At 46.9% G+C, this 25282-nt stretch carries 33 protein-coding genes; 20 read left to right on the top strand and 13 right to left on the bottom strand.

Annotation, left to right across the window (positions count from 1 at the left end; genetic code table 11):
• Window positions 1–167 precede the first annotated feature (167 nt).
• Complete coding sequence (locus AC5JLB_RS17855; RefSeq protein ID WP_495875175.1) at window positions 168–296, top strand: photosystem I reaction center subunit VIII; 129 nt, start codon at window positions 168–170, stop codon at window positions 294–296.
• 91 nt (window positions 297–387) lie between these two features.
• Here AC5JLB_RS17855 and AC5JLB_RS17860 read toward each other — a convergent pair whose 3' ends face one another.
• From AC5JLB_RS17860 to AC5JLB_RS17885, 6 genes are all read right to left on the bottom strand, one after another.
• Complete coding sequence (locus AC5JLB_RS17860; RefSeq protein WP_495875176.1) at window positions 388–507, bottom strand: photosystem II reaction center protein J; 120 nt, start codon at window positions 505–507, stop codon at window positions 388–390.
• A gap of 69 nt (window positions 508–576) precedes the next feature.
• Window positions 577–705, bottom strand: a complete 129-nt coding sequence (psbL, locus tag AC5JLB_RS17865) for a photosystem II reaction center protein PsbL (RefSeq protein WP_495875177.1) — start codon at window positions 703–705, stop codon at window positions 577–579.
• Between the two features lie 12 nt (window positions 706–717).
• Window positions 718–852 carry a cytochrome b559 subunit beta gene (psbF, locus tag AC5JLB_RS17870; protein ID WP_495696217.1) on the bottom strand — a complete coding sequence of 45 codons (135 nt, stop codon included), beginning with the start codon at window positions 850–852 and terminating at the stop codon, window positions 718–720.
• A gap of 20 nt (window positions 853–872) precedes the next feature.
• Complete coding sequence (psbE, locus tag AC5JLB_RS17875) at window positions 873–1139, bottom strand: cytochrome b559 subunit alpha (RefSeq protein ID WP_495875178.1); 267 nt, start codon at window positions 1137–1139, stop codon at window positions 873–875.
• Window positions 1140–1300: 161 nt separating this feature from the next.
• Window positions 1301–2308 carry a photosynthesis system II assembly factor Ycf48 gene (locus AC5JLB_RS17880; RefSeq protein ID WP_495875179.1) on the bottom strand — a complete coding sequence of 336 codons (1008 nt, stop codon included), beginning with the start codon at window positions 2306–2308 and terminating at the stop codon, window positions 1301–1303.
• A 75-nt stretch (window positions 2309–2383) separates the two neighbouring features.
• Window positions 2384–2719: a rubredoxin gene (locus AC5JLB_RS17885; protein WP_495875180.1), complete on the bottom strand. Its 336-nt coding sequence runs from the start codon at window positions 2717–2719 to the stop codon at window positions 2384–2386.
• 390 nt (window positions 2720–3109) lie between these two features.
• Here AC5JLB_RS17885 and ndhC point away from each other — a divergent pair, with 390 nt between their 5' ends.
• From ndhC to AC5JLB_RS17900, 3 genes are read left to right on the top strand one after another with little or no spacing between them, the layout of a single operon-like run.
• Window positions 3110–3472 (top strand): photosynthetic/respiratory NAD(P)H-quinone oxidoreductase subunit C, encoded by a 363-nt coding sequence (ndhC, locus tag AC5JLB_RS17890; protein ID WP_495875181.1) that lies wholly within the window; start codon window positions 3110–3112, stop codon window positions 3470–3472.
• Window positions 3463–4194, top strand: a complete 732-nt coding sequence (locus tag AC5JLB_RS17895; RefSeq protein ID WP_495875182.1) for an NADH dehydrogenase subunit K — start codon at window positions 3463–3465, stop codon at window positions 4192–4194. The genes ndhC and AC5JLB_RS17895 overlap by 10 nt, the downstream gene beginning before the upstream one ends.
• Window positions 4187–4750 carry an NAD(P)H-quinone oxidoreductase subunit J gene (locus tag AC5JLB_RS17900; protein ID WP_495875183.1) on the top strand — a complete coding sequence of 188 codons (564 nt, stop codon included), beginning with the start codon at window positions 4187–4189 and terminating at the stop codon, window positions 4748–4750. The genes AC5JLB_RS17895 and AC5JLB_RS17900 overlap by 8 nt, the downstream gene beginning before the upstream one ends.
• A 426-nt stretch (window positions 4751–5176) precedes the next feature.
• On the opposite strand, the gene AC5JLB_RS17905 is transcribed toward AC5JLB_RS17900, so the two are convergent.
• Window positions 5177–5449 carry a hypothetical protein gene (locus tag AC5JLB_RS17905; RefSeq protein WP_495875184.1) on the bottom strand — a complete coding sequence of 91 codons (273 nt, stop codon included), beginning with the start codon at window positions 5447–5449 and terminating at the stop codon, window positions 5177–5179.
• Between the two features lie 626 nt (window positions 5450–6075).
• Between AC5JLB_RS17905 and AC5JLB_RS17910 the strand changes: the two genes are divergently transcribed.
• The 4 genes from AC5JLB_RS17910 to AC5JLB_RS17925 all read left to right on the top strand — a co-directional run bounded on the left by AC5JLB_RS17910 (window position 6076) and on the right by AC5JLB_RS17925 (window position 10196).
• The gene (locus AC5JLB_RS17910) at window positions 6076–7056 is read left to right on the top strand and encodes a hypothetical protein (protein WP_495875185.1); all 981 of its coding nucleotides are present in this window, start codon (window positions 6076–6078) and stop codon (window positions 7054–7056) included.
• Between the two features lie 263 nt (window positions 7057–7319).
• Window positions 7320–7574, top strand: coding sequence for a ribbon-helix-helix domain-containing protein (locus AC5JLB_RS17915; RefSeq protein ID WP_495875186.1), 255 nt, complete (start codon window positions 7320–7322; stop codon window positions 7572–7574).
• A 427-nt stretch (window positions 7575–8001) separates the two neighbouring features.
• On the top strand, window positions 8002–8829 hold the full coding sequence (locus AC5JLB_RS17920) for an RnfABCDGE type electron transport complex subunit D (RefSeq protein WP_495875187.1): 828 nt from the start codon (window positions 8002–8004) through the stop codon (window positions 8827–8829).
• Complete coding sequence (locus AC5JLB_RS17925; protein ID WP_495875188.1) at window positions 8826–10196, top strand: DUF2330 domain-containing protein; 1371 nt, start codon at window positions 8826–8828, stop codon at window positions 10194–10196. Before AC5JLB_RS17920 ends, AC5JLB_RS17925 begins: the two co-directional genes overlap by 4 nt.
• A gap of 121 nt (window positions 10197–10317) precedes the next feature.
• On the opposite strand, the gene AC5JLB_RS17930 is transcribed toward AC5JLB_RS17925, so the two are convergent.
• Window positions 10318–11016, bottom strand: a complete 699-nt coding sequence (locus AC5JLB_RS17930) for a DUF4142 domain-containing protein (RefSeq protein ID WP_495875189.1) — start codon at window positions 11014–11016, stop codon at window positions 10318–10320.
• Between AC5JLB_RS17930 and AC5JLB_RS17935 the strand changes: the two genes are divergently transcribed.
• From AC5JLB_RS17935 to AC5JLB_RS17955, 5 genes are all read left to right on the top strand, one after another.
• Window positions 11015–11188, top strand: coding sequence for a hypothetical protein (locus AC5JLB_RS17935; protein WP_495875190.1), 174 nt, complete (start codon window positions 11015–11017; stop codon window positions 11186–11188). The genes AC5JLB_RS17930 and AC5JLB_RS17935 overlap by 2 nt on opposite strands.
• A 115-nt stretch (window positions 11189–11303) precedes the next feature.
• Complete coding sequence (locus tag AC5JLB_RS17940) at window positions 11304–11765, top strand: hypothetical protein (RefSeq protein ID WP_495875191.1); 462 nt, start codon at window positions 11304–11306, stop codon at window positions 11763–11765.
• Window positions 11766–11947: 182 nt separating this feature from the next.
• Window positions 11948–12760, top strand: a complete 813-nt coding sequence (locus AC5JLB_RS17945; RefSeq protein WP_495875192.1) for a nickel/cobalt transporter — start codon at window positions 11948–11950, stop codon at window positions 12758–12760.
• 609 nt (window positions 12761–13369) lie between these two features.
• Window positions 13370–13789, top strand: a complete 420-nt coding sequence (locus tag AC5JLB_RS17950) for an alr0857 family protein (protein ID WP_495875193.1) — start codon at window positions 13370–13372, stop codon at window positions 13787–13789.
• 205 nt (window positions 13790–13994) lie between these two features.
• Complete coding sequence (locus tag AC5JLB_RS17955) at window positions 13995–14459, top strand: heavy metal-responsive transcriptional regulator (RefSeq protein WP_495875194.1); 465 nt, start codon at window positions 13995–13997, stop codon at window positions 14457–14459.
• Between the two features lie 12 nt (window positions 14460–14471).
• Here the strand turns inward: AC5JLB_RS17955 and AC5JLB_RS17960 are convergent, their stop codons facing one another.
• Window positions 14472–15080: a TetR/AcrR family transcriptional regulator gene (locus AC5JLB_RS17960; RefSeq protein ID WP_495875195.1), complete on the bottom strand. Its 609-nt coding sequence runs from the start codon at window positions 15078–15080 to the stop codon at window positions 14472–14474.
• Between the two features lie 43 nt (window positions 15081–15123).
• Here AC5JLB_RS17960 and AC5JLB_RS17965 point away from each other — a divergent pair, with 43 nt between their 5' ends.
• The gene (locus AC5JLB_RS17965) at window positions 15124–15543 is read left to right on the top strand and encodes a hypothetical protein (RefSeq protein ID WP_495875196.1); all 420 of its coding nucleotides are present in this window, start codon (window positions 15124–15126) and stop codon (window positions 15541–15543) included.
• Window positions 15544–15661: 118 nt separating this feature from the next.
• On the opposite strand, the gene AC5JLB_RS17970 is transcribed toward AC5JLB_RS17965, so the two are convergent.
• On the bottom strand, window positions 15662–16447 hold the full coding sequence (locus tag AC5JLB_RS17970) for a TetR/AcrR family transcriptional regulator (protein WP_495875197.1): 786 nt from the start codon (window positions 16445–16447) through the stop codon (window positions 15662–15664).
• A 52-nt stretch (window positions 16448–16499) separates the two neighbouring features.
• Between AC5JLB_RS17970 and AC5JLB_RS17975 the strand changes: the two genes are divergently transcribed.
• The gene (locus AC5JLB_RS17975) at window positions 16500–17492 is read left to right on the top strand and encodes a Rieske 2Fe-2S domain-containing protein (protein WP_495875198.1); all 993 of its coding nucleotides are present in this window, start codon (window positions 16500–16502) and stop codon (window positions 17490–17492) included.
• Window positions 17493–17546: 54 nt separating this feature from the next.
• Window positions 17547–18422, top strand: a complete 876-nt coding sequence (locus AC5JLB_RS17980) for a DUF4037 domain-containing protein (protein WP_495875199.1) — start codon at window positions 17547–17549, stop codon at window positions 18420–18422.
• 92 nt (window positions 18423–18514) lie between these two features.
• Here AC5JLB_RS17980 and AC5JLB_RS17985 read toward each other — a convergent pair whose 3' ends face one another.
• Window positions 18515–19120, bottom strand: coding sequence for a Crp/Fnr family transcriptional regulator (locus AC5JLB_RS17985; RefSeq protein WP_495875200.1), 606 nt, complete (start codon window positions 19118–19120; stop codon window positions 18515–18517).
• A 39-nt stretch (window positions 19121–19159) separates the two neighbouring features.
• Window positions 19160–19909 (bottom strand): serine O-acetyltransferase, encoded by a 750-nt coding sequence (gene cysE / locus AC5JLB_RS17990; RefSeq protein WP_495875201.1) that lies wholly within the window; start codon window positions 19907–19909, stop codon window positions 19160–19162.
• A gap of 238 nt (window positions 19910–20147) precedes the next feature.
• Between cysE and AC5JLB_RS17995 the strand changes: the two genes are divergently transcribed.
• The 4 genes from AC5JLB_RS17995 to cysW all read left to right on the top strand — a co-directional run bounded on the left by AC5JLB_RS17995 (window position 20148) and on the right by cysW (window position 24095).
• Entirely contained in the window at window positions 20148–20930 is a 783-nt protein-coding gene (locus AC5JLB_RS17995) for a class II glutamine amidotransferase (RefSeq protein WP_495875202.1), read from the top strand.
• 176 nt (window positions 20931–21106) lie between these two features.
• Window positions 21107–22225, top strand: a complete 1119-nt coding sequence (locus AC5JLB_RS18000; protein ID WP_495875203.1) for a sulfate ABC transporter substrate-binding protein — start codon at window positions 21107–21109, stop codon at window positions 22223–22225.
• Between the two features lie 150 nt (window positions 22226–22375).
• The gene (gene cysT, locus AC5JLB_RS18005) at window positions 22376–23230 is read left to right on the top strand and encodes a sulfate ABC transporter permease subunit CysT (RefSeq protein WP_495875204.1); all 855 of its coding nucleotides are present in this window, start codon (window positions 22376–22378) and stop codon (window positions 23228–23230) included.
• Entirely contained in the window at window positions 23223–24095 is an 873-nt protein-coding gene (cysW, locus tag AC5JLB_RS18010) for a sulfate ABC transporter permease subunit CysW (protein WP_495875205.1), read from the top strand. The genes cysT and cysW overlap by 8 nt, the downstream gene beginning before the upstream one ends.
• 457 nt (window positions 24096–24552) lie before the next feature.
• Here cysW and AC5JLB_RS18015 read toward each other — a convergent pair whose 3' ends face one another.
• Window positions 24553–24783, bottom strand: coding sequence for a low temperature requirement protein A (locus AC5JLB_RS18015; RefSeq protein WP_495875254.1), 231 nt, complete (start codon window positions 24781–24783; stop codon window positions 24553–24555).
• Window positions 24784–25282 lie beyond the last annotated feature (499 nt).

A 25282-nucleotide genomic window follows, 5' to 3' on the forward strand; every position in this document is an offset into this window, starting at 1 on the left:
TTTATTTCACTGCCTTGCTGATTGAACTTCGCTGAAATGTCAACACAACCTAGAGGTTTGGTAGATCAGAGATGAATGTTAAGAATTCTAAGAACTCCACTCCTCTGTCACCCTTCACAGGTAAATTCACAATTGGAATCATTTCATCACTAATAGGAAGTTTTCTTATGACAGGTTCATATGCAGCCTCATATTTGCCCTGGATTCTGATTCCTGTAGTGACCTGGCTATTGCCAGTCGTCGTTATGGGACTTCTGTTTCTTTACATCGAGCACGAAGACCCCACAGGCATCTAATCTCTAATTTCAAGCTTGTGAAATACAAAACCGCCTTACTGCTCTAGCAAGGCGGTTTCTTGTCTTAAAACCTAACTTAACGAAGCTTCTCTTACATGGAAGAGCCAATCCCTGCGTAAGAACCGTAGAAAAACAGTCCCATAATTCCGATAATGCCCAAGCCCGCAACCGTTGCTACAAGCCAAAGGGGAACCCGTCCGTTATTGATCATTTCTCCTCCTAACAAGCAAGACCATAAATAAACCTGATCCAGGCAAGCTGGACTGAAACCATTCTCTCACTAGTTAAAGAAGTAACTAGAGAAAAGAATTCCAATCGTGAAAATGAGCAGCAGACCCAAATACAGCGACGTCCGGTTGAGTTCAACAGGTTGTTTGTTGGGGTTGGGAGAGCCTTTGATACCAGCCATTGTAGTATTCTCCTAACGTTGAATAAATTGCATTGCCGCGATCGCGCCGATAAAGAAAATAGCGGGCACAGCTAAGGTATGAACCGCGATCCAGCGGACCGTAAAAATGGGATAAGAAATGGGTTGATTCGGATTTCCGCTCGTCATTGCTTTGCTCTTCTTTTAAACTACTTACCGCTACGAACTTGAGATGTGAATTGATCGACCTGCTGCTTCGCTTGCTGACGATTGCTAACGATGGGAGCCGATTCTTGACGTGCCATCGGATAGTATTCGTTTGGACGAGGAGTACCAAACACGTCGTAAGCTAACCCGGTGCTGACAAATAACCAGCCAGCAACAAATAATGCTGGAATAGTGATGCTATGAATAATCCAATAGCGAACACTCGTAATAATGTCACCGAATGGACGCTCACCAGTAGTACCAGCCATTTAGATTCCTCCGCAAACAACATTGAAAGCTGTAATAACTATCATACGGGACTTCAGAAAACCTCACAAGCAAGGTTTTTGAATTTAGGTTTTTCTTGCCCATTCCCGATGATTCAGATGTCAGAAAACAAGCCTATTCTCGGTCGAAATTTCTATCTCAATTACGCGGCATTAGACACACCTTGATACTTTAGTAACGTACCACGCTGACCTAACACATAACCCCGGTTGGTGTCAAAGAAAACGATCTTATAGAGGTTAGCCGGAACGTCTTCAATTTCGCGGTCTTTCTGCCAGGTTTGTCCGCCGTCGAAGCTTGCAAGTAAGTTACCGCTACCGCCCACAATCCAGAGTTCTTCAGGTGTCCGATACGCGAGATCCAACATTCCCCAACTGGTGGAGAATTCAGGATTTTGAGCGTCTAGCCAATCTTCCGGATCAGGAGATGCGGTGAATTGAAGCTGTCCGCCTCGGGCTAACATCCACAGCCGCCCATCTTGACTAAAGCCCATACTCTGCAAGCGACGAGAGCTATTTCGGTTGTAGGGATGCCATTCGGTGTCGCCGGGTTGCCAGACCGAGTAGAAGTTACCACGGGCCGAGACGGCCACGTATTTTCCGTCTTGCGATCGCTTGAGCGTCCGAACGACTCCAAAGGCGTCAGAAACAAGCGCTTTCCAATTCTTACCGCCATCCGTTGTGCGATAGAGAGCGCCAATATCTGTAGACATTTCCGCTGTCTTGTCACCAAGTGCCGCAACCTGATCGGGTGCGCCCGGAAGCTTTTCGCTCAGTGCCACTCGTGCCCACGATTGACCTCCATCGGTGGTGTGCAACAAGAGGGAGGGCTGACCTGCAATCCAGCCCTCGTCACCAGAGAAACTGACTGAGGTGAAGCGATACTTCTGCTCTCCCAAATCCAGCACTTTCTGCTGCCATGTTTTGCCGCCATCGGTTGTTTCTAGCAACGCTGAATTTGTCCCGACAATCCAGCCGTGCTGCGAATTAGAGGTGAAGCTAATCCCCAACATATTTTCTTGCAACGGCAACTCAATCACTTGCCACGGATTGACGCTCAAGGCGGGCAAAAATACTTGGCAGCCCGTTGTCAGCAAGACAACCGCTACTAAGATGACAATTTGTTTCCAAGCTTTCACAATCCGGTGCATCACTTTACTTAATCTCTGTCCACTTAGAGGGTTTACAAGGTTTTGTACGAGCATGAATACGAACGTCTAGAAGCCTTACTGAATCCCATACATGCCGAGAAACAAGAGGAACGCTAGGACCAGACCCCCAAAAATGAGAATGTTTTTCTGGCCTGGGGTGAGAGTATTGACACCAAGACCGTAGTTCAAATTCTCTTTAAATCCGGATGGCGCACCTACCGGGCCAATACTGGCAAATCTTGACTTTGGCGCACCGCAAACCGGGCATTTCCAGTCGGCAGGCAAATCTTCAAATGCCGTTCCAGCAGCAATTCTGCGCCGATCGTCACCTTTGATAGGCTCGTAGTCGTACCCACAGGCAGCACATTCGTAGCGATCGAGAGTCTTTGGATCAACAGCTTCGGTACTCATAAAAGAAACTTAGGTGTAGGGGATAACTCTGCCAACCTTAAAATCTCCGTTACATATTATGACATTAGCTGGATTACTCTTCGCAGTATTCTACAAATCTCTACCAGTAGATCGATGAGACGCGCGAAGTTTTCGCGTCAACTGTCAATTAAACTAACTTCTGTAATAAATCTTATTAACATTCTGATTTTCCATAGCTTGATCTCAATAGACAGTATCTATAAAAGAGTGGCGTCAATTTAAGGAAAATCAGGGTTTGGCCGCATCGGAGTGAGGAGCAGCGACCTATAATAAACTGTGAAGCATCATTAACGTAACGATCTTCAACACTGTGATTTGACGTAAATCATGGTCTGAAATCTATGTTTTGAAGTAGAGGCAGCGACTTACGTGTTTGTTTTAAGCGGCTACGAGTATCTTTTAGGCTTCTTTCTGGTTTGTAGTTTAGTTCCGATCTTGGCGCTAGTGGCATCGAAGCTAGTGCGCCCCAGTCGACGTGGGCCTGAACGGAGAACTACTTATGAATCTGGTATGGAGCCAATTGGAGGCGCATGGATTCAGTTCAACATTCGCTATTACATGTTTGCTCTGATCTTTGTAATCTTCGATGTTGAGACTGTCTTTCTATATCCTTGGGCTGTCGCGTTTAGCCGCTTGGGGTTACTCGCGTTTATCGAAGCCCTCATCTTTATTGGAATTCTTGTTGTTGGTCTCGTCTACGCTTGGCGCAAAGGAGCGTTGGAATGGTCATGAATCCTGAAATGGCGACTGAAAATACAGAGTCGCTGATAAATCCGATCGAGCGTCCTGCTGTGACGCAAGAATTATCTGAGAATGTTGTTCTAACCACCGTAGACGATCTCTATAACTGGTCGCGGATGTCGAGCCTTTGGCCGTTGCTGTTTGGGACAGCTTGTTGCTTTATTGAGTTTGCGGCGTTGATTGGGTCGCGCTTTGACTTCGATCGCTTTGGACTGGTTCCGCGATCGAGTCCTCGGCAAGCTGACTTAATTATTACGGCAGGCACAATCACCATGAAGATGGCTCCAGCGTTGGTGCGTCTTTATGAGCAGATGCCGGAACCGAAGTATGTGATCGCGATGGGTGCCTGCACGATTACGGGCGGGATGTTCAGCGTTGATTCTCCGTCCGCTGTTCGAGGAGTGGATAAGCTGATTCCGGTCGATATTTATCTACCGGGGTGCCCGCCTCGTCCTGAAGCGATCATTGATGCGATCATTAAGCTGCGGAAGAAGATCTCGAACGAATCGATTCAAGAACGCGGCGCACTGCGTCAGGTTCACCGCTATTACAGCACGACGCATAACATGAAAGCGGCAGAGGCGATTCACGATGGAAAGTATCTCCAAGCAGAAAGCCGGATGGCTCCGCCTCGTGAATTGGCTGAGGCGTTAGGTCTACCGATTCCGGTGGCGCTGAAAGAAGCAGAGAAGGAGGGACGCGATCGTGTCTGAAGAAGAAATTAAATCCTCTGAGGCAGAAGCCAAACCTGAAGCAGCAGCCAAACCTGCTCCCGAAGCTGCTCCGATTGTGGAAGCGGGTAAGTCATCGAAGTGGCTCACCGAGCAGGGATTCGATCACGAGTTCTTGGGCAGGGATGCGAGTGGTGTTGAGATGATTAAGGTAGAGCCTGATCTTCTCATTCCGTTCTGTGCGGCGTTGCATGCAGAAGGATTTAACTATCTCCAGTGTCAGGGCGGTTATGATACTGGCCCTGGTGGGGATTTGGTTAGTTTCTATCACCTAATTAAATGCGGCGATGATGTTGATCGTCCTGATGAGGTGCGGCTCAAAGTCTTTCTCCCGCGCGAAAATCCTAGAGTGCCTTCGGTGTTTTGGATTTGGAAGGCAGCAGACTGGCAAGAGCGCGAGACGTTTGATATGTACGGCATTATCTATGAAGGGCATCCAAACTTGAAGCGGTTGCTGATGCCGGAAGATTGGGTGGGCTATCCGCTTCGGAAAGACTACATCTCACAAGACTTCTACGAACTGCAAGACGCTTACTAGAGTTGACTTGTTTAACGTGAAGACTCTCCTCAGTTCTTGAGGGGAGTTTTTTTGTGGGAATGCGATCGCGCGGAGCTTCGCAAGGGAAATTGCGATCGATAAGAAAAGCAGAAACTTTAGTTCAATACATTTCTACTTATGTTATCGATTAACAAGGATCAAGAACAAAATAACAAAGATCTGTTCTTAATGTTCGTTGATCAAGAACAAAACAATGTTGATCGATAACGTAAATGGAAACTTTAGTTCAATACCTCTCTACTTTTTTATTAGTCCAGGTTAGTTAGGAACTAAAGGATGTCAGTTGGCGGTGAATCGAACTGGAATGGCTATCTTTCAGCTACTGCTCTGCGGGGTTGCCCTCACCTCAACCCTCTCCCGTGGGAGAGGGAGCGATGTGTGGTTTTATCGAATTCACGATCGCAGTTAAGGCAGCGATCGCCGTTGATGCCGCGTGAGAATGCTCATGACTTCATCGGCAGTGCCAGTCGGCAAGAGCGGACTCCAATCTCCGGCTTCGGCAAATCCGCGTCGATGCAAGGTGTGAATTGTTTCGGTTACACCTGTAGACGTGCCAACGATAATGATCCTTAAGCGTTCTTGTTGAGTGAGAGGCGGAGGAGACGCGACGACGGTTTGCAGTGCATTCTCATGCGGCGGCTGAGGTTCGACAAACGATCGACGCAAGGTTCTATTCATGATGGATTCTCCGAGTTGAGTTCAGTAATCGCGAGATTATGAACCCAAAAAGTTAGCCACCCCGCACGACACACGAAGCAGGGTGGCTGAGGAGAATGGTAAAATCCATCCTTAGCCTACCGAACTGCTACCTCAGTTTGGCGGGTTAGCTGCTCAAGGTTGTTGGCGCAACTTTGAGTAGCGGCTAAATTTTTGGGTGAGTCACGGAAGCGACTTAATTTGTGAGCGTAGAAGATTTTGCGATGTTCGTCAAGTAGGGCGCTGGGGATTGAAGGGGTGCAATTGGCTCTGCCAAGCTCCGAAGGATTGCCTTCTAAAACGGGTTTTCCTCAGTAAATAAGTCAACCTGTGAGTATCAAGGAACCCAGCATCAAATCTGGTTTAGGGATTAACAACAAAGGTTTGTTGAAGGGACGAAAATGCTCTTTAATCTTTGAGAATATTATCTGAACAGCCCGCTGCATAACATGTTGCATAGGAATATTATATGGCTCTCCGTCTGCCTATTCCTCTAATTTGAGAGATGGACAGATTAGAGTAGGAAAAATTCATCTTAATTATGCTGCACACGCCTAGATTGAGGGTAAATTAAGCAGACACAGCGTGTTCTGAACGACACCATTGACATGAAATTCAAGAACAGGAACTTGCGCGAGATAGCGGAAATGGTAATAGGCAACGTCCCGCATTTCCCGTATCGCTCTAGTAGTTATATCACTCGGTTTTTTGAAGAATGCGACTTGGACTTTGTTCATGATGGTTCAACTCGCTGCTGGTGGACTGAAGAAAGGCTAGCGGAATTGCTGCAAGAACCACAACCGACTGCTTACGCCTTACCGGAGCGCTTTGTGCATGTATTACGAATATTGATGCATAAATCCGATGCAGAGGAAGACGACCCAGATCGTTCACTCGCGCTTGAGGCATTGAATAAATCTCTATCGCGAGAAGGCTACGAAGCCTTCTATGGGGAAGATGATCTATTGTACATACGTCACATCGGGACAAAAACGGTATCGACGGCTCCTAATCCTCACCGACCGTTCACGCCGAAGGAGATTAAAAGGAGAAAACAACTTACTGATTATTTGGATAAATGTTCTGAAGATGAACTAATCGAAGAAGTCTTGCTCCCGTTGTTTCGACAGTTGGGCTATCACCGAATTACGGCAGCGGGTCACAAAGATAAAGCGCTTGAGTACGGTAAGGATGTATGGATGAAATTTATCCTCCCAACACAGCACGTTCTCTACTTCGGTCTCCAAGCAAAAAAAGGCAAGCTTGATTCTTCAGGCGTTACCAAATCAGGTAATGCAAATGTAGCTGAGATTCACAACCAAGTCATGATGATGCTAGGGCATGAGATTTTTGATCCTGAAATTGGAAAACGAGTTCTTGTGGATCATGCCTTTATTGTTGCTGGTGGAGAAATCACTAAAGCTGCGCGGAACTGGCTTGGAAATAAGCTTGATGTCTCAAAACGTAGTCAGATCCTTTTCATGGACAGAGAGGACATTTTGAATCTTTATGTCGTTACAAACTTACCACTTCCACAGGGAGTGATTTCTAAAGCTCCTGCTGCTGAAGATAATGAATTGGCTTTTTAGGTACTCTAAAGTAGCAACCGTTGACAGGAACCGTTAGGCTTTGCTACTCAATTTTAAGTTTCACCGCGATCGCTTCTGCTGAACCCGAAAGCGATAGCCTCTGTTAAGTTTCAAAGCGATTGGCTGTCCCAAACCCGGAGCGATCGCGCCACTAACGCCCGTGATTAACAAGTGCGCCAACAGGCAGCAAACTAGATCAAGCAAGAGAAAACAGAATAAGCCTTCAGGCTTAAACTAGTAGATACCTTGAATGCAAAACTCTTATGAGCATTAGTCTCACTCCCGACCAAGAACGTCTAATTCAAACCAAACTTCAGTCTGGCAAATACCGCTCCGCAGAAGAAGTGCTTGAAATTGCCTTGCGCTTACTCGACCAATACGATCGCGCCGACGCCGAATGGGTTGAGGACGTGCGAGCAAAAATTGATGCCGCGATTAAAACCCCAACGCATACCCCTCTAATAGATGGTGAAACGTTCGTAAACCAAATTCTGGAGCGGTTTCAGCAAGCGCATTAAGCATAGATATGAGACGGTATTGAAATTCTGTGTGTTGTAAGCGGTCGTCGTAACTTTCCGTCACTCTTTGAAGAATCCAACTAAGATACATTCTTGCACTGCCTTCAGCGATGGTTTCAGCCTTATTAGGTGTAGCGATCTCTTGAACGATTTCGAGATCAATAGCGATCACATCCTTAAAGTTTTAAAGCATCGCTTCTACCATTTATTGCGATCGCCCAGTCAAATCGCTAAAGCAAAGGGTCTACATTTTGATACGTCATAACAATAAGTCATAGAGCTAAACCCAACGCAGATACTACACTCGGCTTTTGCATTTGAGCATTCTAGTCGTTATACAGCCGTTGCATAAACTGTAACCAATGAATTTCTATTCTCTCTAGCTCGGCATAATAGCACCAGCAAATTCTATCGCTAGTTCTGAGTTATGGCGTTTCAAGATGCTCGGCTGGTTCAGATCCTTTTTCTCTCAACGTTTCTGTTTCTAGGCTTTTGGACTCGCGACTGGACACTGCGATCGCAGGTCATTGGAGTAGCGATCGCAGCGTGCCTGTTAACTCAATTTGCAGTGCAACGGTACAGAGAAGATCAACCGTTCACACCTCAATCTTTTTTGAGTCCACTCATCACATCACTCGGATTGAGTTTGCTGCTACGGGTAGATCATTGCAGCACAATGGCGCTGGCTGGCGGAGCAGCAATTTTAAGTAAATCTGTATTTCAGGTTGGCGGCAAACATGTGTTTAATCCAGCCAATTTTGGAATTGTGGTGGCATTGCTGCTGACAGGAGCGTGGGTGTCTCCGGGGCAGTGGGGTGAAGAAGGGTGGTATGTGGTGCTGTTTTTGGCCACAGGTGGATTGGTAGTGGGTAAGGTCGGGAGATGGGACACCACACTGGCATTTTTGGGCATGTATGCCGGGTTAGAAGCGGTACGAAATGTCTGGTTGGGGTGGACTTGGGATGTTTGGGCACATCGACTGATGAGCGGTTCACTGCTGATGTTTGCGCTGTTTATGGTGACTGATCCGCGATCGATTCCCAATGCTCGGACGGGTCGAATTATTTGGGCAGGTGCGATCGCGCTACTTACTTTTATTCTTCGCAACTATTTTTTCATTCCAACAGCAGTGTTTTGGGCGTTGTTTGCGCTCGCGCCGCTCACGATTCTGTTAGATCGTTTGTTTCCAGACGATCGTTTTGTGTGGAAACAAAATTCTCAAACGCAAGATTCTCAACTGGAGGTTTCAGTATGAAGCTAATTCGATTTGCACTTTCATTATTAGTTATTGTCATCAGTGGATGCATATTTGCCACAAAAGCATGGGCATTCTGCGGTTTTTATGTTGCGAAAGCTGATTCCAAGTTATACAACCAAGCGTCACAAGTTGCGATCGCGCATAGTGGTAAAAAAACTGTTTTAACGATGGCAAACGATTACCAAGGCGAGGTGAAAGATTTTGCTATTGTTGTTCCCGTTCCCGTTGTCTTGCAAAAGGAGCAGGTTAAAATCGCGGAGCCTAAAATCATTGAGCGATTAGATGCTTTTAGCGCTCCACGATTGGTTGAATACTTTGACGAAGATCCTTGTCGGGTGAACGAGGATCGAGCGTATAGTAGAGCGCCAATGCCTCAAGCAGCTCCAGCTCCCGCCGCCGGTCAAAGAGGTGAGGCATCGCTCGGAGTAACGGTTGAAGCCAAATTCAATGTAGGAGAATACGACATTCTGATTCTGAGTGCCAAAGAATCTGGTGGACTCGAAACGTGGCTGCGTCAGAATGGCTACAAACTGCCTCAAGGCGCAAACCAATTGCTGAAACCCTACATTCGACAGAAGCTAAAATTCTTTGTGACTAAGGTCAATTTAGAAAAATTTGACCAGTCTGGAATCGAAAAATTACGTCCTCTGCAAATTGCTTACGAGTCACCGCGATTTATGTTGCCGATTCGGTTAGGCATGATCAATGCAAAACAAGCACAAGATTTGTTGATTTACATTCTTTCACCCAAAGGACAAGCAGACGTCACCAACTATCGAACGGTGAAAGTGCCGTCGGGTGAGGAAGTTCCTGTGTTTGTGAAAAATGAGTTTTCCGACTTTTATACTTCGACATTTGCCAGTTCCTACGATCGCGAAGGTCGAAATGTCGCTTTTCTGGAGTACGCGTGGGATATGAGTAATTGCGACCCCTGTTCGGCTGAGCCTCTAAATCAAGACGAACTGAAGCAAGCAGGTGTATTCTGGCTCAATGGTTCTGAAGCATCAACAAGATCGATTCCACCGATGTTTGGGCGTCCGATGCCCGAAGCGGATGCAGGAGTGTTTATCACTCGACTACATGTGCGCTACACTCGCGACAAATTTCCTGAAGATCTGATGTTTCAAGAAACGTCAAATCGCGATTCATTTCAAGGGCGGTATGTGTTGCGCCATGCGTTTACTGGCACAACGACGTGTCAAGAGGAAAGACGTTACACGCGATCGCTGCCTCAGCGCTATGAAAAAGAAGCTCAAACCCTCGCTCGCTTAACGGGCTGGAATATTAATGACATTCGCAAGAAATTGCCGCAAGTTCAGAAGCTCTCGTGGTGGCGGCAGGTGTTCCTGTCGTTAGTAGACTAACGTTGCATTAATGAAGAATGGGCTGGTGTGGCTCGCAATCATTGCGTCAGCCTCATCAACCTGTCTCTGTTTGCAGATCAGATTGACAGGGATACTTTCATTAATATCCCTGTCAGCCTATTTAAAAGCCTTTAGCAGCCATATTTTGCGCCATCTCTAAATGATCTGAGACAATCGGCAAGAACTGGTTTGCAAGCGCTTTCAGATTTGCATCGCGTCCTTCTCTCAGATAAGTCTGATATTCAGCTTGAGTTCCGGCATGACCTCGGACTTGACCAACAATATAGGCTCTATCAAAGTCAGCACCTGATAATTGAGACAACTCAGTTAGCAAAGGACGATTGAGAGGACCAACATCCTTTGGCAAGGTGATGCCTTTCTTCATTGCAACCGGCATGAGCCTTTGGCTAGAAGTCGTATGGTCGCGAATCATGCGTTCTGCGTACTGCCGCACGTTTGGATTGGTCGATTTCTGCAACGCGAGTTGGCTGGTTTGAATTTCCGTTTGGTCGCTTTGGGCCGCTTTGATAGCGAACTTAGTATCGATATCGCGAGTTGCCGCAGGAGATACTCTCGAACCTGGTGTGGCTGGTTTTGCTGGTGTGGCTGGTCTTGGACGAGGCGAAGTATCTACTTGGGGCGCACGAGGAGACGATGGAGAGGTAGGAGCTTGAGCTAAAGCAAGCGAGTCTGCCTCTAAAGGCGAGTGAGTCTTCAGCCCAGTATGAGGCAGTCCCATAATTCCAAACAACGCCCCAACGCCGACCAGACTTAGAGAACCAGCAATTTTTCTAACCTTGTGTTTTTGAAAGATGGTCATGAGGGGTAACAACGTTCTATTAAGGGTTAATCTTCAGCTTCAGATTAGCGATCGCTATTCCACGATTCGTCTACCCAAAGAACAACTTGGTCTCAACCACGAGACAGAACACATTTATTACCACGCCCACATCGCCCTTATAGACAGCGGCTTAAAATCGTCTCAACTTTGAGCAAATGTTCAACAAAAATTAAGTGTTCTACAAATAAAATCCAGTTTTGTCTGGGCTGGTATGATATGCAAGATTAAACCAGATTGAGCATTCATTGTTTTTGAGGGACATAGGCATGAAAGCCATGATCGTCGCGCTGCTGTTGGTGCTAACCCTATTAGGATTTCCGAAAGCAGCGTCCGCCCACGCGCTACAGGCAGACTATTCGCTGCTCCAGAAGTCTCAGCTAGAAATTCAGGCGAAGTTTAGCACTGGAGAACCATACCCGTTTGCAGATGTGCAAGTCTTTGCTCCTAAAGATGCAACTCGCCCTTGGTTGGAGAGCAAAGCCAATGCTCAAGGACAGTTTGAGTTTATTCCAGATCCATTGCAGAAGGGCGATTGGACAGTCAAAATTGGCAAGTCAGACCACAAAGATATTTTGACGATTCCGGTCAGCGATCGCGGAGTTGAAGTAAACGAGATCAGCCAAGGATTCATGCGATCGCTAAAAGCTCAACTCGCCATTTGGGGATTTGCCGCGATCGCGGGTATTACCGGAACTCGCTTGCTATCGCCCCGTCTGCTAAATCGGTAGGTTTTTCATATTCGATACTCCAACGCGCGATCGCACTTTAATCAAGAGCGATCGCTTTTTTACAATTACTCACTCGCGCTCCACAAAAGTGCGATCGCTGACAACACGGTTACTGTTACAACACGGCTATAAGTTAACGGCTATAAATTAACAGCGATATAACTGACAACGAAGGTTTTCCCATGAAACGACTGCATCAATTCGCGGGTTATCTCACAGTAATGCTATTCGGGTTTGCCTTGACCGCATCGCCTGCGATCGCGCATCCACTCCACCTAGAATTTCTGCTTACACAAGAGCCATTGACACCAGCGTTATTTCTAGCAGGATTGGGTATTGCGTTTTGTATTGGTGCAGGACATGCGTTAACGCCAGGTCACGGTAAGACGATGGTTGCCGCTTACTTAGTTGGAACTCAAGGCACTCCGCAGCAGGCAGTCTTGCTCGGAGTTGTCACCACATTAACGCATACGATCGGAGTGTTTGCTTTAGGAATCGTTGCGTTAGTTGCTTCTCGATATGTTGTACCAGAAGATTTGTATCCTGTTCTCAGTCTAGTGAGCGGAATCACAATCGTTGGTGTTGGTTCTCAATTAATTTTAGATCGGCTTCAATCATCTTCCAGCCATCATTCTCACGATCATGCTCATGATCATGAGCATCACCATCACAAATCCGTTACCACCTCTTCGCTGATCTCTTTAGGAATTGCGGGTGGATTAGTTCCTTGTCCGTCGGCGTTAGTATTATTGCTCAGCGCGATCGCACTTCATCAAACCGTTTATGGCATCGTTCTGGTGAGCGCTTTTAGTCTCGGTCTAGCGTCTGTACTAATCGCATTAGGCATCGCGGCAATTTATGCCCACCATTGGTTTGAGCAGTTCTCATTTGAGCAGTTTTCAATGGGGCAACTGCTTCAAAAATATCTTCCGATTGCTAGTGCGATCACTATCACCCTTGTTGGCGTTGTACTATCCGCAAACGCACTTCTGTAATCCGTTTATAATTCAACGTAAGTTCAACTTAAATCACAGTTCCGAAATTGCGCATCTTGAGAGTGAAGACTGAAATAGTCTTTTCTATAGATGATGGAAATTTCGTAAATCTGTCATAAGATAGAGTAGACATATTGATACTACATGTGTAGTATTTTAATAGAAGAATATTTGAGGAGCTTGCCTTCCCATGTTATGTAACTTCCCCTGGAACAGTACCGTTGAGCCACGACCCAGCACCAGCTTGGGTAATGTGCTGTTCGCAGTTGCGGGAACATATGGCGTCGGCGGCGATATAGCTATTAATGCCATTGGCATGATCTCGGAGAAATCAGACCACAGAGAGCCAGATCTAGATCAATCGACTCAGAGCGGAAGGTGCAGGCGCGTCCTGTCACCCACATAAAGCCAGAGCAGTTTATCGACTGTAACTAGCTACCCCCGCTCTTAGAACCAGAGACGGGGGTTCTTTTTTGGAGGTTTGCACATTAGCCGTCGCTAACCAGTTTTAGAACATTAAGGACATTAGTTAACCGAGCCAGTCATGGATTGAATGAGACTTCAACCTTTGCACGGCTGGCTCAAACCGCCACCCAGGAGTGACGCACGATGTTAAAGCTCACCTACACCGAATTTGGATTGCACTTAGAGCGGGTCACCACTTCTCTGGAGACGCTGGTTGCTCAGCGAGTTGTGTTGGCGCTGCGTTTAGGATGCACGCTGCACGTTGAGTCGAGCCGAGCCGCCTTTCTGATTTCTGCTCACGCTCCGGGGTTAGCCACTCTAGAAGGAATGGTGCGCTCCTTCGGAGCTTCGCAAAGCGAATCGCTCAAAGAATCGCAGCACTCGACGCTAACACTGGCATTGGTCGATGATGAATTTGTCGAGGTCGGCTTGCAAGGTAGCTGGATAGCAGACAGCGCGGATGCTGACGAGGGAATGTTTGTCACGGCATTAGAAGAGCGGGTTGAATTCTTTGTTTATGAGCTGTGGCAAGTCACCCAAGCAGAAGCCGTCTGCAATTCGTAAGTTGTAATCCACAGTCGATTGAAAAATCACGGTGGATTACGACCTACTGGAAACATCTTGTTTTAATCGAGAAGGTTTAAGAAAGGGTAACTTTCAAAAATTACACAGCACCTCTGTTGATGACTTTTGCTCTGAAGCTATTCTTGACTCTCCATTAAACTGGAACCTTTAGAATAAAGAGAGATACTGAGTATTTCAAGTTGTGATGAACGAGGTACAAAAAATGTATAGCGTCAAGACAGAAAATCTTTTGAAGATTGGAGAAGTGGCGGCTAGCAGCAATTTGCCGATTAAAACAGTCCGCTATTATGAGGAGCTTGGATTGCTGACACCCACCGTCAGCCGCTCAGAATCTAACTACAGACTATTTAGACCGACCGTTTTGGATCGGTTGTCGTTCATTAAGCGATCGCAGGCGTTAGGTCTTACCTTGCGTGAGATTCAAGACGTTCTGAATGTGCATGATCAAGGACAACTTCCGTGTGACGAAGTAAAATACAGTCTTCAGAGGAAACTTCAACAAATTACTGAGCAGATTGAAGCTCTACAACTGCTGCGCTTTGAGCTGCAAGGTTTGTTGTCAGGTTGGCAAGATCAGCCTTCAAAGGAGATTGCGGCCCGAACGATTTGTCCAAACCTAGAAACAGCAACTCTGTTTGAAATCAATTAGAGTTAAGGCTCTTTAGCGAGGTTCCGCATCAAAACTTGAAGCGCCTTTAAAGAGAAGGTTTAGAGCGCGTCGAACGTATTCCGTCCAAGATTCAGGGTTTGGTTGAAAAATTGAGGCATAAAGCATGATTCCGCTCATCGCATCGAAGACTAAACCAGGATCTAGATCTGCCTGAATTTCACGTCTTGCTTTTGCTCGCTCCAGTACAACTGCAAAGGCTTGTCGTCGAGGTTGTAAATATTTTGTCCAGTATATCTTCGCAAACTCAGGATTGCTCGATGCACTGCTGATAATCATGGCAACGGTTTGTCGTCCGAGCGGACTGAGCGTGATTTGTGCAGCACTTTGGATTAACGCGTCAATATCGCTCTCAAGGCGACCCGTATCAGGAATGACGATTTCTTCTCGAACTCGTTCAATCGCATCTGCAACCAGTTCTGCTTTAGAGGCATAGCGACGATAAATAGTTGTTTTGCCGACTCCAGCCCGAGCCGCGATCGTGTCAATGCTCATCGCATCAAACCCAACTTCTCCCAGTATTTCTAGGGTTGCTTGCAGCATGGCTGCATGAGACTGAACACTGCGAGGTCTTCCGGGTGGCTTTTTGTTGATCTCGTTCATAGATGCTAGTATAGTTTACGAAACTGTATCGTATCGAAAATGTATGAGCCAGCAGCCTCGTCCTTATTACACCAACAAGAACAGTACTCAGACGCTTCGAGAAGGACTAGAGGAATATTATGTCTTGAATCCGAACATCACCGATCCAAGAGAACTCCCCCCGGACTTTGCGAAAATTTTGCTGGCGCATGATGTCTCGCATATTATCTACGGTTGCGACACAGGCATGTACGATGAACTCAAACTTTTGCCGCTCACGTGGTGGACTAGCAACTACAAATTTCGGGACTACCTCAACACCCGTAAAGATCCAACCATCAGTCCTGCAATTCAGGTTATGTATGATGACTTGATTAGAGAGCATGGCGTGATTTGGTTGTATACCTCAATCTTCGCTGTGTTGCCTCAACTGTTGCCAGAGTTGATTTCAATGTGGTCTAAGTCACGTGGGCGATCGCAATGAGTTCCGTTTCTCGATTTTGCTCCTTTGCTTGATCGGTCGCTTCTAGATATTCGTCAAGAGTTTGATCTACTGGCATTTATGGAGTGAGTGATCGCATCGAGGTAATCGATTGGCTTTGTCAAGCTCCGAAGGATCGCTGAGTCTCAACAAACTGTTTCCCGCAATCCTTACAGCGGTAGCACTGCTTCCCCCGACGATGCCCGTTTTTAGATAGCTGCTCCGATTGACAATGAGGACATTTCATTACTTTCATTACATTGTCTAACAGATTATCTCCCACATGCGGCTCTAAATACGACACGAGCAACGCTTCAATTTGATCCGTTAACTGTTGCCTATGCTGGAGATCTGGGCTACGAAGTGCAGCAAGCATCACAGCGTTGCTGCTATGAACACACACCTCTGCTAGTAAGTTGCATTGCGCTTCATTCAAAGCTGAGTTTCGTTGCTGCAAGAGACTTGCCATAAAATTAATTGCTTCCTGGGTCATACTGTCATCGATCGACTGGAAGATTTGGCGAGAAACATAAAACTGCACAAACACGACCCTTGACACCGGCTGCTCAAACAACCCTGCGACAGCACTTGCAACAGTGTGAATCATTTGACGGAGGGGTAGCTCAACAATGTCTGGGGTGTTAGTCTGTGCCCACATTTGTTTAACTCGTTCACTGTGACGTAATTCCATTGCGTTGAAAATTGCAGCTTTATCAGGAAAAAACTGGTAGAGAGACCCGATCGCTGTCCCCGCTTTCGCAGCAATTAGATGAGTCGTCGCTGTTTCGTAGCCCACCTCATCAAACACGGCTGCCGCCGCATCCAAAATTTTTTCGACCCGTTCTTTGCCTCGCTGCTGTTTGGGCTGGCGACGCAAACTTCTTGACGAAAGCGAATGTTTTGTCATATTTTAGAAACACGACGGATTTTTCACAATTTTATATCTAGCGGAGAACACTATGCAGTCTATGCTTCCCGGTGCGCCTTGGTTGTTGGCGCACAAGTCGATGCTGACCGTGAATCAACCTCGAAAGATTTCGCTGTACGGTGCTGATTATGTGATGTGGAAAGACGCTGCTGGAGAGATTCACGCCCTGCCAAACGCCTGTCCACACATGGGAGCCATGTTGTCAGAAGGGTGGTGCGAACCTCAAGGAGATCGCAGGAGTGCGGTTGTTTGTCCGTTTCATGCCCTCCAGTTTGATGCTGAAGGCTGCACCGTTTTGCCTGGCTCGAACAAGAAAACATTACCGCAACTGAACCCTTTAGACCTCATTATCCAAGGCGATTTCGTTTGGTCGTATGGAGGTCACGAACCGAAAATTCCCATTCCTACTGTGCTGAATGAAATTGCAAAGACGTACTCCTTTATTGGGCATACTGCCGATCGCAGTGTGGAAACCGATCTGTTGACCATGCTGCTGAATATGCATGACTACAATCACCAAAACGGCACGCATCGAAACTTGTTTCGCATCACCGATGTGGAGTTTCATCAATTTATTGATCAGGGGCATCATTCCCATGCATTTTATGACATGCCCACCGCCCCTTACAGCATGGTAGAAAAGCTCAGAAAACCCGATCTCATGTTGTTGCCTAGCACGATTAAAGCGCACCTGGAAAATCACTTCCCGTCCTTGGTCATTTTTCATGGAAAATCGTCATTGGGGAAAGCGGCCCAATGTCACATTTTTGTGCCCGAAACCGAGAATCGAACAAGGACTTTTATTCTGCTGTTTGGTCAAGCCAAGCATCCGCTCTTTAAGCTACTGGGTAGCACGTATCTTAAGTTTGGTGAGGTCGTTGTTGAGCAAGATGCCGATATTTTAAGCAAGATTTATGCCAATACGCCTCAGAAAATTAAACTCAACAATGAAGTGGGAATGGATTGGGTACGGCGTAATTTCGCGAGTTTCCCCAGTGTTGTAGAACCGAACCTTTCCAAGTAATCGTCAGCCTGCCGCACTCTGCATTGTTTCAGCGGAGGAACTATAATTCTCAACATGACTGGACACAGCCTATGGCGAATCTCGTTGGCTCACAAAATCGCTCCTGCTTTCACTGTTAACCCCAAGGTCGAAGCGTGTTTTGTATTTGGCTCAGCAGCGTTAGGTATTTCAGACCAGTATTCTGACCTTGAATTAGCCTTTATCTGGTCACAATTACCATCCGCCGAAGAATTACAAGCCACAGCACAAAGTGTTGGTGTCAGAGGATGGGAAATTGAGCCGTATGGGGAGGCGAAACAGGCATGGTTGGAGCAGTTCTACATATACGGTATGAAGGTTGAAGCGGGCCACTGGGCGCGAGATACGATGGACAACATCGTCATTGATGTTGTTGAGCATTACGATGTATCACAAAACGGGCTTTTGTTTGAGAAGCAAGCCACAGTATCTCATCTTCAACATGGGGTTGTTCTTTACGGCAAAGATATTGTCAAACATTGGCGAACTCGACTTTCTCCCTATCCTGAAGAACTTGCTGTTGCGATGGTTCAGAAGCATCTAAAATTCCGTCCGTTCGATGGTCAACAAATCCTGACCGAACGCCTTGAAATTCCGATGCTGTATGAAAACAACTGTGCCATTGTGCGATCGCTTCTCAACTTGCTGTTCGGACTAAACCGCATATACCACCCCGGTTTCAAGTGGACACGTTACTGGGTTGAAGTAATGAGCATTAAACCGCCTGAGCTTTTTGCGCGGTTGGAGCGTGTTTTTCAATCGGATGCCGCGAGCGGAACTCTTGAGTTGCGACAACTCACGGAAGAAACGTTCGACCTTGTAGAGAAGCACTTGCCGCAAGTTGACCTCAAGCAGCAGCGTGAAACGTTCAACCGGCTTTATCCAAAGTGGACGTTGCCTGTCAGTGACTAACCTTAACGTTCATCAATAGCAGGCTAACAATCCCATGCTGTCCATTTAACGTGCTCTAGATTTTCTAGATTTCACGTTCTAAATCTTACGTTCTAAATCTCATAGTGCCAAACGTCCATATCGCTAATGACCATCTGTTGGCGAGACAAGCGGTTGATCAATCCTTGCTCTTCAAGATGGCTAAGAATTCGAGTTACCGTCACGCGGGTTGTGCCTAAAAGTTCTGCCAAATCTTGGTGAGTCAGGTGAAAGTCGAGTAAGTGCCCTTGCTCCACCGTTCGCCCAAATCGCTTCGCCAACCAGAGTAACAACTGGATCAGAGCATCCTCAATGCGTTTGTGATGTCGAATAACAGTGAGTTCTTCTAAACACTGAATGTGCCCCAGTACTGCTTCTGTCATGTGAGACAAACTTTCTGGCGGCAGAGCGATCGCTTCCACGGCAGTGAGACATTCCATCTGGAATGGATTAACCCTAGAAAGAGTTTGTCCGATGATATCTCCTGCTTTCCAAATCCCAAGCGTAATTACGGTTCCATCCTCTAACCAAGTTAAGGTTCGCACAATACCTCGATCAATGCGCCAAAGAGAACTTGATGTTGGCGGTAAGAGCGATCGCCGATGAAACGATCGGGTATAGGTTGGGTAGTACGGTATTAGGGGCGCTAGTTGCGCTGTTGGCATATCTGATTTAATCATCTTTAGCATTGACCTTTACTAATACGAAAGTTGTCGGCTTCAAATTCCTGCACCATCTAAAAACTCTTCAATTAGTTGATTGGAGACTGCATGATTGTTATGAGAATTAGGAGAGGGAATTGCTACCGATGTTATTGGCTTCTGCGATTCCTGCCGGGGTATGCCTTGCGCCAATTGCACACGAGCGATTGCGTGTTCTAACTCCTGAATGCGATCGAACAGTACTCGAATCACTTGAGCCTCGACGTCGGGCAGTGTATCGGTATTGAGGCTCTCTTTCGTCTTCTTTTCTCTCACGATTCGTCCTGGAATGCCGACAACCGTGCAATCTGAGGGCACGTCTCGCAACACTACTGAACCCGCGCCAATCCGCGCCTGATTGCCGATTTGAATGTTGCCCAATACTTTCGCGCCTGCGCCTACGATCACGTTTTCGCCTAGAGTTGGATGACGCTTTCCGGTTTCCTTTCCGGTTCCACCCAAGGTGACATCCTGATACAGCAAACAGTTATCTCCAACGATCGCAGTTTCTCCGATCACGGTACCGCTTCCGTGATCAATCACCACTCCTTGACCGATGGTTGCGCCAGGATGAATCTCAACTCCAGTTAGAAACCGTGCCAATTGCGAAATTAGCCGAGGGATAACAGGCAGCCCAAGTCGGTAGAGCCAGTGGGCGAAGCGGTAAAACCAGAGGGCATGAAGTCCGGGGTAGCACGTGATCACTTCTAGCCAGTGGCGAGCAGCAGGATCGCGCTGATAGATAGCTTGCAAATCGGTTAACAGCATGGGTATCAGCAAGGAGTGAAGAAAAATCGTCCTAATTTCCGCCGATAGAGTGAACCCTAAAGCGAGTTCTGATTAAACTACGGCAAACTCATCAAGTTACAGTAGATTGCTTGAATTAGAATACTATCACACTCTCAAAGCTCTCCTGCCCGAAGTCGCACTTCATCTCAGATAAATTTCAAAAGACTCGACCTTCACCATTACAATCAGTTGGCATAGTGTCTTGCAGGCGGGTTAAATGTGCCAACTGTTGGGAATGAACTGCAATGTGCCGACAGACATCTGCTTTTCCTTTGAAGGCTTTGCGGCACGAGGCGGAAAGACAGATGAACATCAGGACGGCTGGGGAATTGCCTTTTTTGAGGGGGCAGGGTGTCGAGTGTTTCTCGATGAAAAACCCGCGATCACATCCCCGATCGCCGAATTAGTCCGCCACTACCCGATCAAGTCAAAGCATGTGATTGCTCATATTCGTAAGGCGACATTTGGCAAAGTGGCACTAGAAAACTGCCATCCCTTTCAGCGCGAACTTTGGGGACGATATTGGGTGTTTGCTCACAATGGCGACTTGCCCAATTTTGAGCCAGCCCGTCAGGGGTTTTATGTCCCTGTTGGGCAAACCGACAGCGAACGCGCCTTCTGTTTGATCCTCAATACATTGCGGCAAGCGTTTCCGCAGGGCAAGCCGACCTTAGAGCAGTTGTACGTCGTACTACAAGCCGTTACTCAAGACATCGCTCATTATGGGACGTTCAATTATCTGCTTTCAGACGGAGAATCTTTTTTCGCCCATTGCTCTACAAAACTCTGCTACATCGTGCGTCAGGCTCCCTTTGCCGCTGCTCACCTGATAGACGAAGAAGTGACCGTTGATTTTCAGGAGTTGACCACGCCGCTCGATCGAGTAGCGGTCATTGCGACGACGCCACTGACCGATAATGAAGCCTGGACGACTCTCCAACCAGGAGAACTGCTAGTTTTTCAGGATGGTCGATCACGCCAATTTGCTCAGCATTGCTGATCCTGCCACCAAGAAGCCGTTGTGTCAGTCCTGAGCCAGTCACATCAATCTCGCCTTTGCCGCTCAAGATTTAGGAGATTATTCTTGCGTTTGTCACCCGCACTCGATACAATCAGAGTCTACTGGAATTACGGTAACCCGAGGGATAAACCGTAGATTGTTTGGGAGATGACAGAATGAAGGCTTGGCAGCGCACGCTACAAACCGTGCAGGAAATGGTTAACCCATTTAATAAGATTAAATTCGCTTCGCTTCGAGGGTTTATATCGCTGTTTCTGATGGGGGCGGTGTTGAGTGTTGCGATCGCGGCTTGCTCGTCTGGTAACACCACTTCTAATAACGCCAGCCCAGCCTCTAATCAACAGCAAGATATTCAGTTGACGTTAGTTGGTTATGCGGTGCCCAAAGCAGCCCATGATGCCATTATTCCTAAGTTTGTCGAGCAGTGGAAGAAAGACCACAACGGTCAGAACGTCACGTTTAATCAAAGTTATGGAGGATCGGGTTCTCAGACTCGCGCCGTGATCGATGGCTTGGAAGCCGATGTTGTGCATCTTGCGATCGGAGCCGATGTACTCAAATTGGTGAGTGCTGGATTCGTCAACTCTAACTGGAATCAGCGCGTTCCCAACAACGGCAATGTGGGTGAAACGGTAGCCGCTATTATTACCCGTCCGGGAAATCCCAAAGGGATCAAATCCTTTACTGACTTAGCGCGAGATGATGTTAAGTGGGTGACGGCTGACCCGAAAACTTCGGGAGGAGCGCGTTGGAACTACTTTGCATTGTGGAACTCTGCTATCAAAGCTGGAAATGATGAAGCCAAAGCCAAGGATTTTGTCGCGAAGGCATACAAAAACGTGGCGGTGTTAGCCAAGGATGCGCGGGAATCGACCGATGCGTTCGCCAAGCAGGGTCAGGGAGACGCTCTGGTGAACTACGAAAATGAGGTGATTTTGGCAACGCAAAAGGGTGAATCGTTAGATTACGTTGTGCCAGACGTGAATATCTCGATCGACACGCCAACTACAGTCATAGATAAAAATGTGGATAAGCATGGAACACGCGAGGCGGCTGAAGCCTTTGTGAAGTTCTTGTTTACGCCAGAAGCTCAGCAAGAATTTGCCAAGGTTGGCTTCCGTCCATTAGGCGATTTGAGCAAGCAAAAGGAATTTACTGACAAGTTTCCGCCTGTGAAGCAGTTAGGCAAAATCGGCGAGTATGGCGGCTGGGAACAAGCCCAGCAAGTCTTTGAGGACGGCGGCACGTTCGACAGCATTCGTGCTCAATCGTAGTCGCTCGATCACAGTCGCTCGATCGTAGTATTGTCTGGTAGTCGATCGTAAAACGCCTGGTTCAACCTCCGCTTCTCATTCTTACCAGTCTGATCGGCTGCCAGTCCTCACCAAAACGATCACTGCTCATATCAATTCAGTTTGCCACCAATGACTATCTCCTCACTTCCAGAAAAACCGAGGTTAGGGAAAGCTTTCCTCCGGCAAATCATCCATGCGCCCTGGACATGGCGAATTATGCTCGGCTACTTAGCCGTGATGCTCATTCTACCCGTGCTGGCAATGCTGACCAAAGCGAGTGCGGTTGGACCTGCCAAGTTTTGGCAAATTGCGACTAGCCCAACTGCCCTATCTGCCTATGATGTGACGTTTACGACCTCGCTCATTGCAGCGGCATTTAATGGAGTGTTTGGCACATTGATCGCGTGGGTGCTGGTGCGTGAAGACTTTCCATTAAAGCGATTTATCGATGCGTCAGTTGATTTGCCCTTTGCCCTACCAACTTCTGTTGCCGGTTTGACGCTCGCGACAGTCTATAGCCAAAACGGTTGGTTAGGTTCACTGGCTGCGCCGTTTGGTATCAAAATTGCCTTTACTCGGATTGGGGTAGGCGTTGCAATGACGTTTATCTCACTGCCTTTTGTGATCCGCACCGTGCAACCCGTGTTGGCAGAAATGGAGCAGGACATTGAGGAAGCCGCTTGGTGTTTGGGGGCGTCACCGTGGCAAACCTTTCGACACGTCATTTTTCCGCCGCTTCTGCCAGCTATTTTGACCGGAGTTGCGCTGGGATTCTCTCGCGCGGTTGGAGAGTATGGTTCGACGGTAATTATTGCGTCAAATACTCCTTTTAGAGATCTGATTGCACCAGTGTTAATTTTTCAGCGATTAGAACAATACGACTACCCAGGTGCAACGGTAATCGGCATGGTGTTGTTGATCATCTCGCTAGTTGCACTGATTGGAATTAACTTACTACAGGCTTGGGCAAGACGGTATGACTAGTGTAGATCCCTTTCTGACAACGGCTCAGGTAACCTCTGAGAAAAAGCCAACGAAATCTAAAAGTTGGGCTTCGATCGCGCTAGTTAGCATTGCGATCGCATACCTCGCTCTCGTCCTCTATATCCCTGCCTTAAACGTCTTCATGCAAGCGTTTAGCAAAGGCGTTGGGCCTTTTCTCGCGAACTTGACTCAGCCAACCTTTTTGCACGCGATCAAGCTCACTGTGCTGATGGCTCTCATTTGCGTGCCCTTGAACACGGTGTTCGGCTTATGTGCTGCTTGGGCGATCGCGCGGCGACGATTTCCAGGTCGAACCTTCCTACTCAGCATCATTGACCTGCCGTTTTCCATTTCTCCCGTAGTCGCAGGATTGATGATCGTACTGGTCTATGGGCAACAAGGATGGTTTGGGGGTTGGTTGCAAGATCATGGAATCAGGGTTGTGTTTGCGTTTCCGGCAATGGTGTTAGCGTCTGCATTTGTCAGTATGCCGTTTGTAGCGCGTGAAGTGATTCCTGTGCTGGAAGAAGCCGGAGCCGATCAAGAAGAAGCGGCAAAAATCTTGGGTGCGAGCGATTGGCAGACGTTTTGGCGAGTCACCCTGCCAAACATTCGGTGGGGACTGCTCTACGGATTAATTTTGACCAATGCCAGAGCAATGGGCGAGTTTGGAGCTGTGTCGGTGGTATCGGGAAATATCGCTGGCAAGACTCAAAGTTTACCGTTGTTTGTAGAAGAAGCTTATAAACAGTACGAAGGGGAAGCTGCCTACTCTGCTGCCGTTCTACTGGCATTACTAGCAGTCGTGACTTTGGTATTGAAGGAAATTCTAGAACGTAAAACTCGCATTAAAGACACTGAGTAATTGGTTTAAGAGGCTCCTGTTAGAGCATGGCAGTGCTGTGCCTTTATGAGGTCTGTCGCATTAATTTAGAAAATTGATATCAGATTTAGAGGAATCTAGATCTACTTTTATGAACGGCGCTACTAACGCAATTCCTTCGGCTAACGAAGTCTGTCTCTAACGATCGCTATGCCTTGCGATCGTTAGAGACAGACTTCTGTTTTAGAAATCTGCATCAGGCAAGACGCAACCACAATAAAGACAATAGGCAGCATACATAGCGCCACCGCACAACATAACACCCAGCGATCGCTAAGGAATAAAATTGAAAACAATATTACTTATAGAACGACACTTTAAACATAAAAGTTAGAGACGTAATCATACGATTGCTAAGTCAGTAAGAATATCACGAGTTGCATGAATAGATAGCGCTAGTACAATCTTGTAAATAAAAAATGCGCCAGCAGAAGCGCAGTCATGCATCACTAAATGCATCATGAAGATTAACACCAAGAATCAGTACAGCTAACATCTCTGCAAGAATTAACAAGTGGTGGCGAATATCATCGGTGCCGCGACCATTAGCATAATATATAAACAAAATCCATGTCCGCCAGCATGGAATAAATAATGCAGCAAACTGTAAAGAACTAACTAGCGTGAGATGCTCTAACAGAAAGCGAGCAAGCTCAACGCAAATATTGATTCAACAGCGTTCAATTTATGAAATGCAACAGTCAGCAAGATTGAATTATGCAGAATTCTGACGTGTGCCCATCTGCTTATGAATGTAGCAGATAAACGAGTTGTCATATCCAATACACGACCAAACCAAAGTTCTGCCTGATTTCTACACTTTTGTGTGTAGTTCAACGAACATTGAAACATAGGCAGTTGCCTGTGATTTAGAAACAGCAAAATAAGCAAAAATCAACTGCAATTCTACGGCTTGGTAAAGCCTTAATACTTTTGAAGCACGTAGAGAATATGAAGCGAGTGAAGAATAAAAGAGCAACAGAAGCACGAATCAAGAAATAGAAACTGCTGCAAATAAAGAGGGAGATTTCGTCCGCGATCGCAAACACTTTTTCATCTTCTTTTTCTTCAGTCCACTATTAAATTAGGAGAAAAACGGTTGAAAACCACAGCGAATGCTGGATTGTGGCGGTTTCTAGGATTAAATTTAAATCTTGAATTTTAAGTAG

It is taken from the genome of Myxacorys chilensis (assembly GCF_059505265.1).

Coding starts and splice junctions, on each gene's coding strand:
- AC5JLB_RS17855 (WP_495875175.1), top strand. CDS start 168: ATGACAGGTTCATATGCAGCCTCATATTTGCCCTGGATTCTGATTCCT.
- AC5JLB_RS17860 (WP_495875176.1), bottom strand. CDS start 507: ATGATCAATAACGGACGGGTTCCCCTTTGGCTTGTAGCAACGGTTGCG.
- psbL (WP_495875177.1), bottom strand. CDS start 705: ATGGCTGGTATCAAAGGCTCTCCCAACCCCAACAAACAACCTGTTGAA.
- psbF (WP_495696217.1), bottom strand. CDS start 852: ATGACGAGCGGAAATCCGAATCAACCCATTTCTTATCCCATTTTTACG.
- psbE (WP_495875178.1), bottom strand. CDS start 1,139: ATGGCTGGTACTACTGGTGAGCGTCCATTCGGTGACATTATTACGAGT.
- AC5JLB_RS17880 (WP_495875179.1), bottom strand. CDS start 2,308: ATGCACCGGATTGTGAAAGCTTGGAAACAAATTGTCATCTTAGTAGCG.
- AC5JLB_RS17885 (WP_495875180.1), bottom strand. CDS start 2,719: ATGAGTACCGAAGCTGTTGATCCAAAGACTCTCGATCGCTACGAATGT.
- AC5JLB_RS17895 (WP_495875182.1), top strand. CDS start 3,463: ATGGTCATGAATCCTGAAATGGCGACTGAAAATACAGAGTCGCTGATA.
- AC5JLB_RS17905 (WP_495875184.1), bottom strand. CDS start 5,449: ATGAATAGAACCTTGCGTCGATCGTTTGTCGAACCTCAGCCGCCGCAT.
- AC5JLB_RS17910 (WP_495875185.1), top strand. CDS start 6,076: ATGAAATTCAAGAACAGGAACTTGCGCGAGATAGCGGAAATGGTAATA.
- AC5JLB_RS17915 (WP_495875186.1), top strand. CDS start 7,320: ATGAGCATTAGTCTCACTCCCGACCAAGAACGTCTAATTCAAACCAAA.
- AC5JLB_RS17920 (WP_495875187.1), top strand. CDS start 8,002: ATGGCGTTTCAAGATGCTCGGCTGGTTCAGATCCTTTTTCTCTCAACG.
- AC5JLB_RS17925 (WP_495875188.1), top strand. CDS start 8,826: ATGAAGCTAATTCGATTTGCACTTTCATTATTAGTTATTGTCATCAGT.
- AC5JLB_RS17935 (WP_495875190.1), top strand. CDS start 11,015: ATGAGGGGTAACAACGTTCTATTAAGGGTTAATCTTCAGCTTCAGATT.
- AC5JLB_RS17930 (WP_495875189.1), bottom strand. CDS start 11,016: ATGACCATCTTTCAAAAACACAAGGTTAGAAAAATTGCTGGTTCTCTA.
- AC5JLB_RS17940 (WP_495875191.1), top strand. CDS start 11,304: ATGAAAGCCATGATCGTCGCGCTGCTGTTGGTGCTAACCCTATTAGGA.
- AC5JLB_RS17945 (WP_495875192.1), top strand. CDS start 11,948: ATGAAACGACTGCATCAATTCGCGGGTTATCTCACAGTAATGCTATTC.
- AC5JLB_RS17950 (WP_495875193.1), top strand. CDS start 13,370: ATGTTAAAGCTCACCTACACCGAATTTGGATTGCACTTAGAGCGGGTC.
- AC5JLB_RS17955 (WP_495875194.1), top strand. CDS start 13,995: ATGAACGAGGTACAAAAAATGTATAGCGTCAAGACAGAAAATCTTTTG.
- AC5JLB_RS17960 (WP_495875195.1), bottom strand. CDS start 15,080: ATGAACGAGATCAACAAAAAGCCACCCGGAAGACCTCGCAGTGTTCAG.
- AC5JLB_RS17965 (WP_495875196.1), top strand. CDS start 15,124: ATGAGCCAGCAGCCTCGTCCTTATTACACCAACAAGAACAGTACTCAG.
- AC5JLB_RS17970 (WP_495875197.1), bottom strand. CDS start 16,447: ATGACAAAACATTCGCTTTCGTCAAGAAGTTTGCGTCGCCAGCCCAAA.
- AC5JLB_RS17975 (WP_495875198.1), top strand. CDS start 16,500: ATGCAGTCTATGCTTCCCGGTGCGCCTTGGTTGTTGGCGCACAAGTCG.
- AC5JLB_RS17980 (WP_495875199.1), top strand. CDS start 17,547: ATGACTGGACACAGCCTATGGCGAATCTCGTTGGCTCACAAAATCGCT.
- AC5JLB_RS17985 (WP_495875200.1), bottom strand. CDS start 19,120: ATGATTAAATCAGATATGCCAACAGCGCAACTAGCGCCCCTAATACCG.
- cysE (WP_495875201.1), bottom strand. CDS start 19,909: ATGCTGTTAACCGATTTGCAAGCTATCTATCAGCGCGATCCTGCTGCT.
- AC5JLB_RS17995 (WP_495875202.1), top strand. CDS start 20,148: ATGTGCCAACTGTTGGGAATGAACTGCAATGTGCCGACAGACATCTGC.
- AC5JLB_RS18000 (WP_495875203.1), top strand. CDS start 21,107: ATGAAGGCTTGGCAGCGCACGCTACAAACCGTGCAGGAAATGGTTAAC.
- cysT (WP_495875204.1), top strand. CDS start 22,376: ATGACTATCTCCTCACTTCCAGAAAAACCGAGGTTAGGGAAAGCTTTC.
- cysW (WP_495875205.1), top strand. CDS start 23,223: ATGACTAGTGTAGATCCCTTTCTGACAACGGCTCAGGTAACCTCTGAG.